The organism is Pyxidicoccus sp. MSG2 (assembly GCF_026626705.1).
Lineage (GTDB): Bacteria > Myxococcota > Myxococcia > Myxococcales > Myxococcaceae > Myxococcus.
Genome location: NZ_JAPNKC010000001.1, coordinates 10,999,312 through 11,016,780, shown reverse-complemented (window position 1 = coordinate 11,016,780; position 17,469 = coordinate 10,999,312). Strand labels below are relative to the sequence as shown.

At 67.4% G+C, this 17,469-nt stretch carries 13 protein-coding genes and 1 pseudogene; 5 read left to right on the top strand and 9 right to left on the bottom strand.

Features of this window, described 5'->3' with window-relative positions:
* The first annotated feature begins 188 nt into the window (after positions 1-188).
* Entirely contained in the window at positions 189-2,612 is a 2,424-nt protein-coding gene (locus OV427_RS42715; protein ID WP_267861986.1) for an ABC transporter permease, read from the top strand.
* Between the two features lie 102 nt (positions 2,613-2,714).
* On the opposite strand, the gene OV427_RS42710 is transcribed toward OV427_RS42715, so the two are convergent.
* Genes OV427_RS42710 through OV427_RS42695 form a run of 4 tightly spaced genes read right to left on the bottom strand, consistent with a single transcriptional unit; the run spans position 2,715 to position 5,507 of the window.
* Positions 2,715-3,593: an SDR family oxidoreductase gene (locus OV427_RS42710; RefSeq protein WP_267861985.1), complete on the bottom strand. Its 879-nt coding sequence runs from the start codon at positions 3,591-3,593 to the stop codon at positions 2,715-2,717.
* The gene (locus OV427_RS42705; RefSeq protein WP_267861984.1) at positions 3,590-4,267 is read right to left on the bottom strand and encodes a TVP38/TMEM64 family protein; all 678 of its coding nucleotides are present in this window, start codon (positions 4,265-4,267) and stop codon (positions 3,590-3,592) included. Before OV427_RS42705 ends, OV427_RS42710 begins: the two co-directional genes overlap by 4 nt.
* Positions 4,268-4,290: 23 nt before the next feature.
* Positions 4,291-4,953 carry a hypothetical protein gene (locus tag OV427_RS42700; protein WP_267861983.1) on the bottom strand — a complete coding sequence of 221 codons (663 nt, stop codon included), beginning with the start codon at positions 4,951-4,953 and terminating at the stop codon, positions 4,291-4,293.
* Complete coding sequence (locus OV427_RS42695; RefSeq protein ID WP_267861981.1) at positions 4,950-5,507, bottom strand: TetR/AcrR family transcriptional regulator; 558 nt, start codon at positions 5,505-5,507, stop codon at positions 4,950-4,952. The genes OV427_RS42700 and OV427_RS42695 overlap by 4 nt, the downstream gene beginning before the upstream one ends.
* Positions 5,508-5,869: 362 nt before the next feature.
* Between OV427_RS42695 and OV427_RS42690 the strand changes: the two are divergent.
* Positions 5,870-6,565 (top strand): annotated as a pseudogene (locus tag OV427_RS42690) (protein kinase domain-containing protein); the annotation flags it as partial.
* A gap of 108 nt (positions 6,566-6,673) precedes the next feature.
* Here OV427_RS42690 and OV427_RS42685 read toward each other — a convergent pair.
* Positions 6,674-7,228 (bottom strand): imm11 family protein, encoded by a 555-nt coding sequence (locus OV427_RS42685; RefSeq protein WP_267861979.1) that lies wholly within the window; start codon positions 7,226-7,228, stop codon positions 6,674-6,676.
* Positions 7,229-7,360: 132 nt separating this feature from the next.
* Positions 7,361-7,615: a LexA family protein gene (locus tag OV427_RS42680; RefSeq protein WP_267857693.1), complete on the bottom strand. Its 255-nt coding sequence runs from the start codon at positions 7,613-7,615 to the stop codon at positions 7,361-7,363.
* 47 nt (positions 7,616-7,662) lie between these two features.
* Here OV427_RS42680 and OV427_RS42675 point away from each other — a divergent pair, with 47 nt between their 5' ends.
* Positions 7,663-8,796: an IS630 family transposase gene (locus OV427_RS42675; protein ID WP_267857692.1), complete on the top strand. Its 1,134-nt coding sequence runs from the start codon at positions 7,663-7,665 to the stop codon at positions 8,794-8,796.
* A gap of 148 nt (positions 8,797-8,944) precedes the next feature.
* Here OV427_RS42675 and OV427_RS42670 read toward each other — a convergent pair whose 3' ends face one another.
* The gene (locus tag OV427_RS42670) at positions 8,945-10,936 is read right to left on the bottom strand and encodes a S8 family serine peptidase (RefSeq protein ID WP_267861978.1); all 1,992 of its coding nucleotides are present in this window, start codon (positions 10,934-10,936) and stop codon (positions 8,945-8,947) included.
* Positions 10,937-11,120: 184 nt separating this feature from the next.
* Positions 11,121-12,884 (bottom strand): hypothetical protein, encoded by a 1,764-nt coding sequence (locus OV427_RS42665; RefSeq protein WP_267861977.1) that lies wholly within the window; start codon positions 12,882-12,884, stop codon positions 11,121-11,123.
* 269 nt (positions 12,885-13,153) lie between these two features.
* On the opposite strand from OV427_RS42665, the gene OV427_RS42660 reads away from it, so the two are divergent.
* Both OV427_RS42660 and OV427_RS42655 read left to right on the top strand, forming a co-directional pair.
* The gene (locus tag OV427_RS42660; protein ID WP_267861976.1) at positions 13,154-14,323 is read left to right on the top strand and encodes an alpha/beta hydrolase family protein; all 1,170 of its coding nucleotides are present in this window, start codon (positions 13,154-13,156) and stop codon (positions 14,321-14,323) included.
* 100 nt (positions 14,324-14,423) lie between these two features.
* Positions 14,424-14,915: a VOC family protein gene (locus OV427_RS42655; RefSeq protein ID WP_267861975.1), complete on the top strand. Its 492-nt coding sequence runs from the start codon at positions 14,424-14,426 to the stop codon at positions 14,913-14,915.
* A 5-nt stretch (positions 14,916-14,920) separates the two neighbouring features.
* Here the strand turns inward: OV427_RS42655 and OV427_RS42650 are convergent, their stop codons facing one another.
* Positions 14,921-17,338 (bottom strand): Ig-like domain-containing protein, encoded by a 2,418-nt coding sequence (locus OV427_RS42650; RefSeq protein WP_267861974.1) that lies wholly within the window; start codon positions 17,336-17,338, stop codon positions 14,921-14,923.
* Positions 17,339-17,469 lie beyond the last annotated feature (131 nt).

Sequence of the window (17,469 nt, the reverse complement as noted above, 5' to 3'; positions counted from 1 at the left end):
GGAAGTGGGACCGGCATTCCCACGTCCGGGCAACCCCACCTGTCACCCGGCCACCGTTCACCGGCCCTGTCCCCCTGGCCGCGCCACTCCAGGGGAGCAGAGAGGGTGGCATCCGACTTGCTCACTGCATGGGCCACAGGGTGAGCCCGCGCCCACGGTGCTCGCCCTCCTCTTCACCTGGAGCAGTCATGGACACCGTCGCGCAGGACCTCCGCCAGGCCTTCCGCAAGCTTCTCAAGAGCCCGGGGTTCCTGTGCGTCGCGGTTCTCACCCTGTCGCTGGGCCTGGGAGCCAACACCGCCATCTTCAGCGTGGTGGACGCGGTGCTGCTCCGGGCCCTCCCCATGGCGGACGCGGACGCCCTGGTGCGCGTGTTCCATGTGAACCCGCGCGGCGTCACCGACCCTTCCTCGGGGCTCGACTTCCTCGACATGCAGTCACAGAACCGCTCCTTCAGTGGCATGACCGGAGTGGACGCCACCGACATCAGCCTCACGGGCCCGGGCGGAGACCCCGAGCGGCTGCAGGGCGCGCAGGTGACGGCGGGATTCTTCCAGGTATTGGGAGTGCAACCCCAGCTCGGCCGGGGGTTCCAGGCCGACGAGGACCAGCCCGGCAGGAGCAAGGTGGCGGTGTTGGGCCACCTGCTATGGAAGCGTCGCTATGGCGGCGACCCGGGCATCGTCGGGCGCACCATCACCGTGGGCGGAGAGCCCTACACCGTGGTGGGCGTGGCGCGCCCCGGCTTCACCTTCCCCAACCAGGCGCAGCTCTGGATTCCGCTCACCTGGGAGGGTTCCACCATCGACCCGGCCAACCGCGGCGCCCACTTCCTGAGCGCCTATGGACGGCTGAAGCCGGGCATCACGCGGGAGCAGGCGGATGCGGACCTGCGCGCCCTGTCGAAGCGCCTGGAGGCGCAGTACCCCCAGTCCAACACCGGGCTGACGACCCGGTTGCAGCCGCTGCGCGAAGAGCTGGTGGGAGACGTGGAGCCGGCGCTCCTCATGTTGCTCGGCGCGGTGGGCGTGGTGCTTCTCATCGCCTGCGCCAACCTCTCCAACCTCCTGTTGGCGCGAGCGGTGAGCCGCGAGGGCGAGATTTCCGTGCGCCTGGCGCTCGGGGCCAGCCGGGGACGCATCATCCGCCAGTTGCTGCTGGAGAGCCTGGTGCTGGCGCTGGGAGGGGCCTGCGGCGGCCTGCTGTTGGCGGCCTGGGGGCTGGACCTCCTGGTGATGCTGGCTCCCCACGACATGCCCCGGCTGGCCGAGGTGTCCATCGATGTCCGGGTGCTCGTATTCACGTTCGTGCTCGGGCTGGCGACCTCCTTTCTCTTCGGCCTCGTTCCAGCGCTGCAGACCTCCCGCGTGGAGCTCAATCGCGTCCTCCGCCAGAGCGGCAAGGGCGGCGGCGGCGGTGGCAACCGGACGCGCCATCTGCTCGTCGTCGCCGAGCTGGCGCTGGCGGTGGTACTGCTGGTGGGCGCGGGGCTGCTGATGAAGAGCTTCATCCGCCTTCAGCAGGTGGACCCGGGCTTCAAGGCGGACCACGTGCTGGCGCTCGACCTGGCGCTACCGGAGACCACGTATCCCTGGGCCAGCCCGGCGGTGCGGACTTTCTATGACACGCTGCTGGAGCGGGTGCGGGGAATTCCGGGCGTGAAGCAGGCGGGCGCGGCGCTCCACCTGCCCCTGGCCGGCGGCACCGCGACCTCGACGATTCATGATCTGTCCAGGCCGCCGCCGGAGCCGGGGCAGGAGGACCTCGTGGATGTGCGCGTCATCACCCCTGGCGCCCTGGAGACGCTGCGCGTCCCCCTCGTGCGCGGCCGGCTCCTCACGGCTCAGGACAACGCGAAGCAGGGCACTCGCGCCGTGCTCCTCAGCGAAGAGGCCGCCCGGCGTTTCTGGCCCGGGGAGGACCCCATCGGCCGCACCGTGGAGATCGACGCCAGCTTCGGAGACGGCCGCTTCGGAGGACAGGTGGTGGGGGTGGTGGGAAGCGTGCACCATGAGGGCATCGCCAAGGCGCCGCCTCCAGAGGTCTACGTTCCCTTCCTCCAGGCGAGCTCCAACGTCATGCGGCTGGTGGTGCTGACGGAGGGCGCGCCGCTCTCGGTGGCGGCCCAGGTGCGCGCCGAGGTGCACGCCCTGGACAAGGACCTGCCGGTCTCCAACGTGCGCGACATGGACGCCGTCGTCAGCGAGGCCGTCGCCCAGCCGCGCTTCTACATGCTGATGGTCGGCGTGTTCGCCGGGCTGGCGCTGCTGCTGGCGGCGCTCGGCATCTACGGCGTCGTCACGCACGCAGTCACCCAGCGCACCCGCGAGCTCGGCATCCGCATGGCGCTGGGCGCGGACCGGCAGCAGGTCGTGGGATTGGTGCTGAACCAATATCTGCGGCTGACGGGCGCGGGGCTGGTGTTGGGTGTGGGCCTGGCCTTTGTCGCGACGCGGATGCTGGGCAGCCTGCTCTACGGCGTGGAGCGCGCCGACCCGCTCACCTACGTGGGGGTGGTGGCAGTGCTGGGGGGCATGGCCATCCTGGCGAGCCTGCTGCCCGCGTACCGGGCGACCCGCATCGACCCCATCATCGCGCTTCGGCACGAGTAGCTCACCCGCCCCGGTGGCGCGCGCGGCGGACAGCTCCAGCTCGGCGTTCGGGTGCCAGGCTGAACGGCGGAAGGCGGCGGAACGTGCACGCGCTGCGAGGGCTCATCGCGCCGCACGTGCCACGGCCTCGGCGCAGAGTTTCTCACTCAGCGTCCACAGGTCCGCGGCGAGCTGCGCGTCAAGCGCCTGCTTTTGCGGGCGCGCAGGGCGCCGCTTCGAGACGTACTCGCCCTTGAGTGACGTCGCGTCCGGAGAGGTCGCGAGCCAGATCAGGGAGTCTGCGCCTTGCTCAGGCGTGCTCGCGAATGGCTTCGCGAGCGAGTAGACGAGGTTGAGCAGGAACCCCTGGTCGGACCCGAAGCCACCGAACTGCGTCCGCACGGTGCCCGGCTCGAAGCAGTTGGCGATCGCTGTCGTCCCCCCCAGCCGCCGCTGAAGTTCCTTGGTGAAGAGGATGTTCGCAAGCTTCGAGGTCGCGTACGCATTCGGGCCCGACCCATTGAGAGACGTGGGCGTCTTCTCGAGATCGAGCTTCCCTCGCGCCTGCATGCCACTCGAGGTCGATACGATCCGCGCGCCAGGCGTCTTCCGGAGCAGGTCGAGCAGCGACGTTGTGAGCTGGAAGTACGCAAGGTGGTTCAGCGCGAACGTCAGCTCGAACCCGTCTGGCCCCATTGTCGGCGCCTTGAACGTGGCGCCAGCGTTGTTGACGAGGACGTCGAGCCGATCGTGCCTGGCTTTGAAGTCCTCGGCGGCGCGCTTCACGTCCGCCACCCGCGACAAGTCGCAAAGGAGGACGTCGATGTTCTGGTTCCCGCTTGCCGCCTTCAACCCGGCAAGCACCTGCTCGGTCTTCTCCTTGTTGCGACCGACGATGGTCAGCGTCGCGCCGCGCCTGGCGAACTCGGTGGCGGCGGCCTTGCCAATGCCGTCCGTTGCGCCGGTGATGAGGATCACCTTGCCTACGAGGTCTTGCGTCATGATTTTCTCCAACGGTGCTCGGGTGATGGGCCCCCCGAGATTCGGCGACGCGCCCAGGCCCGGGCGAGCGCGGCGATGACGAGCGATGCAGCCAGGAGCCCGGCCATGATTGGCCACGCGGCGGGTTGCATCCTTCCCGACGCGTCGAACATCGAGGCGCTAAGGTAGCTCACGAGCAGCAGCGGCGGCACGTAGCCGACGAGCGAGCCCCAGAAGTGAGTCCAGAACCCCACCTTCGACACGCCGAAGAAGGAGTGAAGCACCTGCGGCATCCAGAGGAGCAGCCTCAGGACCACGACGGTCTCGAAAGCGCTTTGCTCGAGCGCCTCGTCGTACTTGCGCAGTCGCGCGGGGATGCGCGCCGAGACCCAGTCCCTCGCGACGAAGCGCGCGAATGAGAAGCCGACGACGCTGGCCAACATCGTCCCGACCATCGAAAGCGCGAACGCGATCTGCCACGGCCAGATGAGCGGTGCGGCGACGATGAAGATCGTCCCTGGAACGCCAAACGGCTGCAATACGGCGTACGCGATGATGAACGCGAGATAGCCCCACGCTCCCATCTCGACGAGTGCCTCGGCCAGGGCCCTCGGCTCGCCAACACGCGCGAAGACGCCTGAATGCCACGCTGCGGCGAGCACGATGAGCACCAGCCCGACGACGCCGAGCTTCATGCCGCGGCGGGAGCGCATCGTCGTCACGCGCCCACCCGATTGATGTCGGCAGACTCGAGGATGAATCGGTCCGCGCGCCCCTGGACGACGCGCAGCATGGCGCGGCCGAGAATCTCGGAGGTGGTGAAGAGGAACGGCATGAAGCGAACAAGCAGCGGCGTGAGAAGGAACAGCGGCTTGAGCAGCACCACGCCGAACTGGTACGCGCGCGTCTTGCTTCGGATGCCGGGACCTGGCCGGATGAAGCCGGGGCGAACGGCACCCGCGTACTGGAACGGCATCTCCTTGAGCGCGCTCTCGACGCGTCGCCGCACGCGCGCCCACATGCCGGGGCCACCGGCGCCACCCGCTGAGCAGTAACAGAACGACATGCTCGGGTTGAGCCGCAGCAGCGCGCGCGCCCAGACCAGCGTGAGCTCCTCGGTAACCCGGGCGTAGGCCGCTTCATCGAGCCCCGAGGAGCTGATGCCGATGGCCCAGATACAGGCGTCGTAGCCGACGAGCTGCTGTTCGACGGAAGCCACGTCGAACAGGTCGGTCATCTGGAGCTCTCGCAGCTTCGGGTGAACAACGCCGGTTGGTGCCCTGACGATGCTGAGCACCGATTCGACCTCGGGTGCATTCAGCGCCTCTCGAAGCGCGCCCGCGCCGACCATGCCGCTCGCGCCGAGGAAGACGACCTTCATCGCACCACCTCGCTTTTCTTCCTTGTCTGTGGAGCGAAGTGCCCGGCGAGCACCTTCATGCGCTGCTCGAACACCTCGGTCGATGGTTGGTCTGCAAGCAGGCCGTCGAGCGCGAGAAGGAAGACCTCGGCGCTCGCCTCGTTGCCGAGGATGGCGGCGACGCACTCAAGCGCGACCTTGCGATGCAGCGCCTCGCTCTCGGGATCGATTCGCTCGCACGCCGCGAGGAACTCGCTCCCCATCGGCGCTCCGACCATCTCCGCCCACGGCTCGAGCGCCATCAGACGGCAGACGCTGAGCAAGCGCTGATTGGCGCTGCCCGGGCCGTTCGCCGCCTCCCTCGCGGCGGGGTGCCGAGAGACCAACCAGTCCACGAAGACAGCTCGGTAGATGTCTTCTTTGTCCTTGAAGAGCCGATAGAGCAGCGTGCGCGAGAGGCCGGCGCGCCTGGCAATGTCCTCGAAAGCCGTCTTCGCGAAGCCGAAGTTGAGGAAGCACCAGCGCGCGGCGGTCAGGACCTTCGCGCGGCGGGCAGCTGCCTCATCGTCTGTCATCGTCGCTGGCATATGTCCATTGTGACAATCGGTGCTCTCATTGTCAAGACGTTCGCCAGCGATCTACCAGCGGTCTACAAGAAGCGCCGGTCCCTGGGCCGCGGAGCAATCCGCCGCCCCCCATACCCCTGCATGGGGTGAAGAGGCGGAACGGCCTCCGGAGAGAGGCAGCCCCTGGGATTGCGCTGACACGTACCAACAGGGACGGTAGGTTCACCGCAAACACAGCGCCCCCTTCCCTCCTCGCGAGGCACTCCATGCGGCCTGGACACCTCGATCCGACACGTCTCCCCGCAGGTACCCAGGTCGGGCGGTGGCACTTGCGGGAGCAGCGAGGCCGCGGCGCCTAGGGCGCCGTCTACCGCGCCTTCGACATGGAAGGGTCTTCCAGAACCGTGGCGCTCAAGCTGGCCCTTCATCCGGAAGACCTGCGCTTCGCACGGGAGGTGGAGTTGCTCTCCCGCCTTCACCACCCGAGCGTCCCACGCCTCGTGGACCACGGGAGCTGGCAGCAACCCGGCGGCCTCCCCTACCCGCACATCGCAATGGAGTGGGTCGAGGGCGTGGCTCTGTACGACTGGGCACGCGCCCGGCGCCCCACCTCGCGGCAGGTGCTCCACGCCCTGGCCAGTCTCGCGCAGGCCCTGGCTGCCACCCATGCCGCTGCAGGCGTCCACCGAGACGTGAAGGGCGACAACGTGCTGGTGAGCACCGCGGATGGCAGGGTCTTCCTGACCGACTTCGGCTCCGGAAGTTACGTGGGCGCCGCGATGCTCACGTCGCCGCCATTTCCTCCCGGGACGCAGCCCTACCGCTCACCGGAGGCATGGCGCTCCGTGCGCCTTCCCTTCCAGCCGTCGAACACGCCCTATGCGCCCGGACCGGCTGACGACATCTTCGCTCTGGGCATGACCTATTACGTGCACAAAGGCGCGTGTTACGGCCCCACCTACCCACCTCCGCGCCCCGCCACCTCGGGTCCCACGGAGCGCCCTGGCGACGACACTCCATGCATCGACGGGTGCAGCGGGCAGCGCCCAGGATTTCCAGGAGCTTGACGTTGGTTTGAGGCGGGCCAACACCAGTGGCTCCACATCCGCTGGGTCTATACGATGCCGAAGGCCCGCGACGTTCCGTGCCTCCGTGCCCGGTGTGACCGATCCGGGCTAGCCAGACCATTCGCCAGAGCCGTAGAACACGAAACCTGGAATGCCAGCGGCTTCGATGGCCTGCTTGATGCGGTCATGCACCACGATTGCGCTGGTGTTTTCAGCAAGTCGGAATAACAGCTGCCCGCCGGTTTTCGTTTCATCAATCACAAGCGCATGGAAATCAGCGTCGCCCATTGCCGAATCCGATGTGTCCATCATTTCCGATGCGCCCATATCAGCACATGCGACAAGGCCGACGATGTTGAAGGCCTTGTAATCAAGGAGTTCCCTGCCTGACACGGGGTCTTTGAGCACTGCGTCGAAATACTGGATGTTCGACACCCCTGCCGAGGTCAGCGCCATGCGGACCGAGTCGTGCATCAGCGGTGCAGATTCGGCACTGTACATGGCCTTCGGGGCGCCGGGATGGTTGCCGTCCAGTTCGTAGACAAGCGGTTGCGCGACCGGCTCGGTAATCAGGCACCCCAAGCGCCAGCCTCCTTTGCGGGGCCCTTTCCGGATTGGCATGATCGGATGTTTGCCTTCGCAAACCATGACGTAATAAGGCATTGATGTCTCTCTGTGACGTCCGCTCAGCTGGAAATCATTTTCGAGGCCGTTTCTTGCCCCGGTTCCGCGGCAACTTCCCCCGTGGGCTAGTACCTCGGCACAGAGGTTCTGACCGATTGGCCTTGGACCTGCTCAGCGGAGGACGGGCAGGCGTTCCGGGGCCAGCAGCAGTTCGATGCTGCGGGCCTGTCCGGCGCTGCGCCGGATGAGCCCTCGGCGTTCAAGCTCCAGCACCATGCGGTGAACGGTGGGCGGAGTGGTGCCGAAATAGCGCTGCATGTCGGCCTCCGCGGGAGGGCGCCGGTTGAGCTTGGTGTAGGCGTAGATGAAGGCCAGGTATTGGCCTTGAAGCTCGGTAAAGGGCGGGGCGGCGGAGGGAATCGACACGGCGGCAGCGAGGTAGTCCGACTCCCCCTTTCACGGAGTCGGAGCGCATGAATGTACGTTACCTCGTCACCCTGGCCGCCGAGGAGAAGTCAGAGTTGGAGGCCCTGGTGAGTGGCGGTACGGAGCGGGTGCGCCACGTCAAGCGTGCGCAGATTCTGCTGGCAACCCATGCCGGAGTCACCGACGAGCAGATCGCCAGGAGTGTCCGGGTGGGCGCCTCGACAGTGTACCGAGTCAAGCGGCGGTTTGTAGAAGGAGGCGTGGAGCACGCCCTGCACGAGAGGCAGCGGCCGGGGGCCTCGCGCAAGCTGACGGGCAAGCAGGAGGCGCTGCTGGTGGCCACCGCCTGCTCGAGTCCACCGAAGGGGCGTGCGCGGTGGACGCTCCAGTTGCTGGCCGATGAGCTGGTGCGGCTGACCGAGCACGAGGAGCTGTCGCGGGAAACGGTCCGACGACGGCTGGAGGAGAGCGAACTCAAGCCCTGGCAGCAGCGCATGTGGTGCATTCCGAAAGTGGACGCCGAGTACGTCGCCCGAATGGAGGACGTGCTGGAACTCTACGCCGAGCCACCAGACGCCAAGAGGCCGGTGGTGTGCTTCGACGAGACGCCCACCCAGCTGATTGGAGAAGTCCGTACGCCCCTGCCGGCCATGCCCGGCAAGCCCCGCCGTTACGACTACGAGTACCAGCGCAACGGGACGGCCAACCTCTTCGTCTTTCTGGACGTGCACCGTCCCTGGCGCCACGTCGAAGTCTCAGACCAGCGGACCGCCAAGGACTTCGCGGCGCAAATGCGCGCGCTGGTGGACGTGCACTACCCGGAGGCAGAAACCATCCGAGTGGTGCTCGACAACCTTTCCACGCACAGCCCCGGCGCCCTCTACGAAGCCTTCCCGCCGCAGGAGGCCAGGAGGATTCTGAAGAAGCTGGAGTTCCACTTCGTCCCCAAACACGCCAGCTGGCTGAACATGGTGGAGATTGAAATAGGCGTGCTCAACCGCCAATGCTTGGACAGACGAATTGCCAACAAGGCCACCCTGAAGCGGGAGGTGGCCCGATGGGAGCGGATGCGAAACAAGGAGCGGGCTCGGGTCCGCTGGCGCTTCACGGTCGAGGGCGCCCGCACCAAACTCGGGCGCGCGTACCCCCAGGCCCAGGCGGCCGCCGCCGCTGCCGCCTGAACCCTTCAAAACCTCTGTGCCGAGCTACTAGCCAAAGAACAAGCCCGGCAACCTGGTGGGATTGCCGGGCTCCTTAACATCGAACTGCAGCCTGAAGTGTCGGTATCGACACGGACGGCCCCGAGGGCCGTCCGTGCCGTCCAGAGCACTACCGGACGATGTTCACCGCGGTGTCATCGAGGAAGAAGCTCGTCTTCAGCGACGAGTCCTCCGTGCCGTTGAAGTAGACGCGGATGGTCTGGCCCTTGTACGCGGCCAGGTCGAACGTCCGCTGCACGTAGGCCGTGCCCTTGTCCAGGTTGCTGTAGGTGGCCAGCGTCGCCAGCACCGTGCCCGCGCTGTTGCGGATCTGGATGGCCAGCTTGTCGTAGGCCGTCGTGGTCGTCGTCTCCGACGTGGTGATGAGCGCCCAGAAGCTGAGCGTGGCGCTGCACGCCGTGGAGGGGATGGTGATGTCCTGGTAGGCGAACTCGGTGCGGGTGGTGCCGTAGCCGTTCAGCCAGGCCTTGTACGTGCCCGTGCGCGGCGCGCTGCCCGTCGTGGTCCCGTCGATGACGTCCGCCGAGGTGGTCCAGCCCGTGTTGCCGCTCTCGAAGCCCGCGTTGGCCAGGAGCTGCTCGGAGATGGAGCAGCTTCCCGTGCCGTTGTTCACCGTCACGGACACCGTGGCCGACGTACCCACGTTGTTCGCCGCGTCATACGCCTTCGTGGTCAGCGCGTAGGTGCCGTTGGCCACCGTCGTCGTGTTCCACGAGAAGCTGTACGGCGAGGCCGTCGCCGTCCCCAGCAGCGCGGTGCCCGCGTAGAACTCCACGCGCGACACGCCCACGTTGTCAGAGGCGCTGGCGCTCAGGCTCGCGGTGCCGCTCAGCGTGGCGCCGCCCGCGGGCGAGGTGATGGACGTCGTGGGCGGGGTGGTGTCACTGCCCCCACCGGTGATGAAGAGCGTGTACAGCAGCTTGTTGGGCGAGCCGGTCCCCGGGCTGGTGACCTTGTTCGGCGTGGAGTTGTTCACCAGCGCGTCGCGCACCTGCGCGGGCGTCGCGGTGGGGTTGGCGCTCAGGTAGAGCGCCGCGGCGCCGGCCACGTGCGGCGAGGCCATGGACGTGCCGCTCATCGAGGTGCTCGACGAGTTGCCGGAGTTCGACGCCGAGGTGATGCTCGAGCCCGGCGCGAAGATGTCCACGCACGTCCCGTAGTTGGAGAACGACGAGCGGGCATCGCTGCTGGTGGTGGAGCCCACGGTGATGGCGTTGGGCGTGCGGGCCGGCGAATAGTTGCAGGCGTTGGCGCTGTCGTTGCCGGCGGAGACCACCGTCGTGACGCCCGCGGCAATCAACCGCTCCGTCGCATCATCGATGGCCTGGATGCCGACATCGCCCAGGCTCATGTTGGCGACGGCGGGCTTGACGTGGTTGGCCGCCACCCAGTCGATGCCGCCGATGACCTGCGCGTCGTTTCCGTAGCCCGTGCAGTCGAGCACCCGCACCCCGTGGAGGGTGACCTTCTTCGCCACACCCCAGGTCGTGCCGCCCACCGTGCCCGACACGTGCGTGCCATGGCCATGGCAGTCCGTGGGGTCGCTGTCGTTGTCGATGAAGTCGTAGCCGTTGCCGGTGCGGCCGGTGAACTCGGTGTGGGTCAGCCGGATACCGGTGTCGATGACGTACGCGTGCACGCCGGTGCCGTCGACGTTGTAGGTGTACGAGCTGTTGCGCGGCAGGTCACGCTGGTCGATGCGGTCGATGCCCCAGGTCGCGCTGGTCTGCGTCGCCGACACGTGGATCTGGCCGTTCTCCTGCACATACGCCACGCGAGGGTCGGACAGGAGGCGATTCGCCTCGGCCTCGCTCATGTTCGCCAGGAAGCCGTGGATGGTGTGCTCATAGGTCCGCAGCACCTTGCCGCCGTTGAGCGACACCATCTCCTGGGCGATGCTCACCGCCCCCTGCTGCCGGACCTCCTGCGTGGAGTCGCGCAGGACGACGATGTACTCGTTGGGGACGGCCCGGGAACGGCGGATCAGCTGCGCCGATTGACCGAGCTGCTCGCTGTCGGCCTCCTGTGCCTCGGGCATCGGGCCGCATGCCGCGGCCAGCAGGGAGATGGCGCTCACCACCTGGGTCAGTTTCAGTTTCATTCGGCCTCTCGGGGGACGTGCGGGCACCGGAACGGAAGCCCTCGCACAGGCCGTGGAATTAGCTTTTCTTGATAACGCGGTCAACGCAGCTTTCATCGGAAAGCCCGGTTGCGCCGCCGGACACACACTTCGCGGCCCGGCGGCGCCAGCGGCCGGTGTCACCCGCTGCTCGAGGCCCGGGTCATTACGGGTGGTTCGTCAGCACGCCGAGAAGCTTCTGTACGCGCTCCGGCAGCGGTGCCGAGCTGGGAAGCACCGCCACCTCCGGCGCGGCCACGCGTCCCCCCGCGAGGATGAAGCTGAAGTCCGTGCCGGCGGACACCTGCGCGTTGCCATGGCAGCCCATGCAGCCACCCATGTTGTACAGCTTCGGGCTGTAATAGACGTTCGTCAGCGGCTTGCCCGTGAGCGAGAACTCGGTGATGAGGTTGTTCGTGTTGACGCTCGGGTCCGCGATGGGCTTCTGGAACTGGCCGCTGAAGGTCTGCAGGTTCGAGTCCGTCTCCACGACGATGTTGGCCTGGTAGAACGTGGCGATGTCCGACCCGGTGTAGGGCTGCCCCTGCTGCTTGTTGAGCGGTTGCGCCTGGACGTTGACGAGCTTGTAGTAGAGCCAGGGCGAGGAGCTGATCTTGTTCGCCGCGTTGTAGGCGGCAATGGACGCGTGGGCGGCCTGGTTGGCGGCGATGACGTCCGACGGGATGTCGTGGACGCGCTTGTTGACGCAGATGACTCCCTGGGTCGTGAGCGGCGCCGACGGCGAGTTCACGTAGTACAGCCGCTGCCCCGGCCTGCAGTTGGCACTCGCGGGAGAGAAGTGCTCGATGCTGCTCGCGGTGGCGGGGTTGGCAGCAACGGCCGGGGTGACGGTGATGGTCGGGTCCATGGGCGACGCGCCCGGGTTCAGCAGGACCTTGCCATTCACGTCTTCGACGGGCTGGCCGTTCGGGTCGAGGATGTTGTCCGCCTGCTCGAACGTGGCGTAGACGAAGTACGGCGCCGTGGGCGTCTTGCGGATGATGTGCAGCGCGGCGAGCCCCCAGGTGTCCTGCCGGTAGCAGATGCCATTGGCGGAGCCGGGGATGGACTCGTAGTAGCGGACGGGGGCCGTGAAGAAGCGGCCGCTCGCGACCTCCGTGGTGCTCAGCCGCCGCCAGGCCGCCTTGGCCTCAATCGTGTCGACGGGGAAGTTGATGTACGGCGGCTTCAGGGGCGCCGTCCCGCCATTGGAGAGCTGGGTGTAGAAGTTGATGAAGTTCTGGGTGGCGGCGGCGTACTGGGGGCCGTGCGTGTAATAGCTGGTGGCCGGGTCGACGACGTACGCGTATTCCTGCCGGTTGGCCTTGGCCATGAACAGGAACTGCTGTGGGACGGAGGGCGCGCCCGGTGACCCCGCGGGCACCTTGCCCGCGTACATGGTGTTCAGGCCAATCTCACTCATCTCATCCAGGTTGATCCACGCCGTGGGCAACCCCGGGTCCTGCCCGGCGCACGGGGGCACCTGGCCGCCATTCGGGAACTGGGTGTTGCTGTAGAGGTACTGGGGCGGCGCGTCGTAGCCGAAGGAAGGCGGCTGGCTGGTATAGCCATTGGGCGCGCCGCTGCCCGGGTAGATCTCCACCTTGCCGCGGAAGGTGTGCCACACCAGCGGCCCCGTGTAGCCGGGCTGGCCGAACAACTTCGTGGTGTCGGGCGTGTCTCGCGGGTTGCCGAGCGCGGGCCAGTTCAGCGCGATGAACTCCTGCCATGCGAAGGCCGAAGCGGCCGGAAGCGAGGAACCCGGCGCGCCTCCCGGGATGTCGGCGGGCAGGTTCGGAGAGATGGGGATGGATGCGAGGGTTTGCGAGTCCACCTGCTCCGGCGTCGGGTCCGGCTTGTTGGAGGCGACGCAGGAGACGCTTTGCGACAGGAGCAGGACCGGGACTGCTGCTTGGACGAGCCGGGGCATGGCGCACTCTTTCGGTGAGGGACTCAGGGGAACCGCGAGCGCCCCTTCAGCAATCGCTGTACCAGGGCCGCGCGCCGAGCCGCGGAAGGCAAAGCGCCGCCCCCCCGCGTCCCCCGGGGACGAACGTGCGTTGGCGCGGGACGCGCGGGGACTCGCCACATTCCAGACAGACAGGAGGTTTCGCGCCTGAGAGCAGCGTCCCTTCGTTCTTCATGTCCTGATACGACCGGGTGCGGGCGTCGCGACTGGCGACGAAGGAGACCCCACCCATGAGCAGGCAGACACGGATGCTGGCGGCACTCGGGGCCGCGGTGCTTGGAATCGTCGGCGCTTCCGTCGCATGCAGCAGTCCGGCGGGCGGCGGCGAAATCCCGGATGAGGCCGACGCAGGGACGCCCCGACCGCTCGTGCTCGGGGAGCTGCTGGCGCCCGTGACGTCCGCGGAGCTTCAGCTCGTGGAGCAGGAGTGGGCTGCTCGCGACCTCGCGGCGCGCGACGTCACGCAACTCGCGAGCGGGACGGTGACGCTGGGAACCGTACCGATGGCCTACCGGGTGCTCGACCACCTCGTCGGCGGCTCACACCACGTCGGCGTCGTGCTGGTGCCGGCCTCGTTGACCGCGCCTGCGCCCGTGCTCGTGTACGCCCATGGCGGGTACACGGGAGATGGCGGATTGCCGCCGTTCACCGTGGAGGAGCTCGGTTTCCGCATTCCCGGGCAGCCCCTCAGGGAGCGGCTCATCTACGTCATCCCCTCCTACAGGGGTGAGCGGCTCCGCATTGCCAACACGACGTACAGCTCCGGGGGCGACACGCTCATCGGCACCACCGACCTGACGGATACCGCGGCGCTCCTGTCCGCGGTCTTCACCACGACGCCGCTCGCGGACCGCAACCGCGTGGCCATCTTCGGGGAGAGCCGCGGTGGGATGGTGGCGCTGTCGCTGGGGGCCCTCGACGACCGCTTCGACCTCGTCATCGACGCCTACGGCACCACCGACTTCAGGGTGGCGCTCGCCGGGGTGACACCGGAGCTCTTCGAAGCGGCTGTCGCTGGCGCGGTGGCTGCTCCGGGAGACCCCGCGACGCTGCTGCTCCGCTCACTCATCCCGGTTGATGAGGTCACGGTGAAGCCCGATGCCGGCCTGCTCATCACCGAGGCCGGCTACGTGGAGATGCGGCGGCGGATGGCGGCCACGAGCGCGCTGGCCGCGCCGGCGCGGTTGCCCGCGACCCAGGTCCACCATGGAACCGCCGACTCCACGGCGTCCGTCCAATATTCGCGCGCGCTCGCCGCTGCGATGGCGGACGCCGGGCGTGGCTCCCCGAGCAATGCCTTCACCTACTTCGAGTACGACGGCGGCACCCACAGTCTCGACACCTTGCCGGGGGCGGTTTCGCGAATGGCCGAGGCATTGAATCGCGAGCTGGCGCCATGACGATTGCCGGGGCGCCCGATGGGAGTGCCGTGCCTGGAGGCTGTTGGAATCAGGTACCGTGCCGAACGGCATTCGCACCCGGCCCCCCCTGGAGCACCCCATGTTTCGAGTCCTCAGCGGCGCGCTGCTCGTCCTCACCCTGAGCGGGTGCGCGGCGACGCCTCCTCGCCAACCCACCATCACCCCGCCCACCGGAGCCACCTCCATGCGCCTCGGCAACTTTTCCGTGAGCCTCGCCGTCAAGGACCTCGCTGCCTCGCGCGCGTTCTACGAGAAGCTCGGCTTCCGAGCCATCGGCGGTGACCCGGCCCAGAACTGGCTCATCCTGCAGAACGAGACCAGCACCATCGGCCTCTTCCAGGGCATGTTCGACAAGAACCTCCTGACGTTCAATCCCGGCTGGGACCGCAACGCCCATGCACTCGCCGACTTCGACGACGTCCGCGAGCTCCAGCGAACCCTCCAGGCCCGAGGCCTCACCCTCGCCTCCGTCGCCGACGAGTCCTCCACCGGCCCCGCGAGCCTCATGCTCATCGACCCCGATGGAAACCCCATCCTGATTGATCAGCACGTCCCGAAGCCGGTGCGCTGAGCGCGTCAGGGCTGTCTCTGGGGCGTGAAGATCCAGTCAAAGGTGAATCCCGACTCGGAGAAGGAATTCACGAAGCTCCCGTCGGGCAGGACCTGGGGCGGATTCACGTACACGCCGTTCTTCTCGTCATTGGTGACGAGCAGGCCTCCCGGGACGGTGTACTCGGGGCTGTCACAGCCCAGGCCGGAGACCACCTCGGCGATGCTCGAGTTGTCCACCAGCGCGCCGACGTACGCGCGCGCCGGCTGCTTCAGCCACTCCGTCACCGTGGCGTCAGGGCTGTGCAGCTCGGGGAAGGGGTTCGTCTGCAGGAAGCCGGAGAACGGTGCAATATTGAAGCTGGCGGGGCCGAAGCGGTTTGAGCAGCCGCCGCTGCCGTAGGCCACCTCGAAGAAGAAGGTGCCGCTCGGGGACATGAGCATGTTCGCTCCGAGCCGGAGCGTGTCCGGAAATTGCGGGTGCTTGAAGTCCAGCGCCGTGGCCGCGGCATCCAACTCGAAGCCCACCGTGACCACGCCCTGGCGCCCCATCCCCGTCCAGCCCGGCTGCTTCGTCAAGGCGTTCACCGTTCCCTGAATCTTCCAGCAGCCGATGTTGTTGCGCTTGAGGTAGGGCGTCCGCGTGGCCGTCACACTGCCCCCCGGCTCGGTCTCCGCATTGCTCAGGATGATGACCAGGTGCTGCACGCGCTGGCCCCTGATGTCCCTGCAGAGCCCGACGAACTCGTAGTCGGACCAGTCCTCCTCCTGCCACGCGCTGTTGCCGTCCAGCCAGAGCGCCTGCACCTTGACGTGCTTGCCCGCCTTCTTCGGCTCGAAGAAGCCGTTGTAGAAAAGCACCGAGTGGGTCGCCGGGTCCTGGAAGTCGAAGTGGTAGACGCGGTGCGAGAGGTTCTTCAGCTCCGGCTCCAGCTCGTCCTTCTTCTCCGCCGCGCCGCCCAGATCGCCGCTCGTGTCCACGCTCTTCACCGGCTCATTCAGCGTGTCCCACGTGGCGAAGGACGCGGGCTTCGTGTCCACCGGGGCCTGGTTCCAGAGCATCTTCCCGAAGAGCGGCCAGTGCTTCTGGAAGCCTCCCGGCACCACGTTGTCGATGGCCTCCACGCCGGTGTCGACGGACTGCGTCGCCGCGAGGATGCTCTTCACCATCGAAGGGCTGTACGTGTTGGAGATGTACTGGAGCCAGAGATAGGCACCGTAGTCACGCTCCACGTCGGACTTGCTCGAGTCGCAGTGGCCCTTGGCGCGGTCCTGGAGCGGAAGCTCGGGCGTGCGCAGGTAGCAGTTCGCGAAGTCCTGCTCGAGCTGGAGCGTCTTGCCGTACACGGCGTCGATGGCCCAGTTGGCGACCGCGTCGCGAAGCCACCCGTAGCTCGTCTGGAAGGACTTCGTCCGGAACGCCCAGTGGCTGGCATGCATCAGCTCGTGCGCGGCGCCGGCCTTGAGCTCGTCCGGGGTCAGCGACTCGTTCAGCATGATGAACACGGAGGACTGATACGGCGCACCGAGCTCGGGGACGGTGAGGCCGCGGAAGTCGACGTTGCGCACGAGGAACACGTCGAGCTTCGGGCCGTAGTTCGAGCAGCCGGAATCCGCGTCCGAAAGGGGCTCAGGGAAGCCGAGCACGTCGAAGAGCCGGGGCCAGATCTCCTTCTCGATGGCCTCCGACACCAGTTTGGCCTTCTCCTTCTGGCCGGGGATGGTGAATTGATACCAGACGTTGACCTTCGCCTGATTGGAGTTGACGTAGACCCACCCGTCGGTGTCGGACTTGCAGGTGGGGCGGCCGATGCTGAGCCCCTGGCCGCTTCCGGGAGGCGCGAGCCAGCTCGCGCCGTCGGCGGGCGGCACCAGGAACGGGTCCAGCGCGGCCTTCGTCTCGGCGGGCAGCGTTTCGTACTGGTCGATGACGTCCTGGAGCGCCTCCGTCTCGAAGGCGCCACTCGCGCGGCCCTTGTACTGGAGCGGCAGGCGCGAGTCCTTGAAGGCGGCGTAGACGCGGTAGGTGAGCACCTCGTGCGGCGTGACGAGCCCCGCCTCGGCGGCCTCGGCGAGGTACTCATCGGAGCTGCGCATGTCCTCCGGCGCGTCGATGACCAGCACCGCCACCGGCGAACTCGAGACGTCTCCGGCGGAGGCGGTCACCAGGGATGCGCCCGAGGAGACGCCCTCCACGCGCCCGTCCTCGACGCCCGCCACCGTGGCGTCGGTGCCGGACCAGGTGAAGCTCACGTCCTCCAGCAGCGTGCCGTCCCTGTCGTACGCGAACGCCGCCAGCGTCAGCCGCTCGCCCACCCAGAGGAAGCCCTGATCCGGGGTGACGATGATGCGGTCGACCTTCGCGTTGTCGGAGCCGGCATCGGCATCATCGTCGCCACCGTTGGAGTCGGAGCAGGCGGCCAGGGCCACCAGGAGTGCCAACAAGCAGAGCTGCGGTCTCGAACGTGAGCGCATCGAGTCCCCCGGAGTGAGACATCGACTCTACGTCGGATTCCGCATCAGGTCTGTGTCCGACGCCGACGAAGCGGCGGCGCTGGCACGCCATCCTTGCCGGA

Coding starts and splice junctions, on each gene's coding strand:
- OV427_RS42715 (WP_267861986.1), top strand. CDS start 189: ATGGACACCGTCGCGCAGGACCTCCGCCAGGCCTTCCGCAAGCTTCTC.
- OV427_RS42710 (WP_267861985.1), bottom strand. CDS start 3,593: ATGACGCAAGACCTCGTAGGCAAGGTGATCCTCATCACCGGCGCAACG.
- OV427_RS42705 (WP_267861984.1), bottom strand. CDS start 4,267: ATGAAGCTCGGCGTCGTCGGGCTGGTGCTCATCGTGCTCGCCGCAGCG.
- OV427_RS42700 (WP_267861983.1), bottom strand. CDS start 4,953: ATGAAGGTCGTCTTCCTCGGCGCGAGCGGCATGGTCGGCGCGGGCGCG.
- OV427_RS42695 (WP_267861981.1), bottom strand. CDS start 5,507: ATGACAGACGATGAGGCAGCTGCCCGCCGCGCGAAGGTCCTGACCGCC.
- OV427_RS42685 (WP_267861979.1), bottom strand. CDS start 7,228: ATGCCTTATTACGTCATGGTTTGCGAAGGCAAACATCCGATCATGCCA.
- OV427_RS42675 (WP_267857692.1), top strand. CDS start 7,663: ATGAATGTACGTTACCTCGTCACCCTGGCCGCCGAGGAGAAGTCAGAG.
- OV427_RS42670 (WP_267861978.1), bottom strand. CDS start 10,936: ATGAAACTGAAACTGACCCAGGTGGTGAGCGCCATCTCCCTGCTGGCC.
- OV427_RS42665 (WP_267861977.1), bottom strand. CDS start 12,884: ATGCCCCGGCTCGTCCAAGCAGCAGTCCCGGTCCTGCTCCTGTCGCAA.
- OV427_RS42660 (WP_267861976.1), top strand. CDS start 13,154: ATGAGCAGGCAGACACGGATGCTGGCGGCACTCGGGGCCGCGGTGCTT.
- OV427_RS42655 (WP_267861975.1), top strand. CDS start 14,424: ATGTTTCGAGTCCTCAGCGGCGCGCTGCTCGTCCTCACCCTGAGCGGG.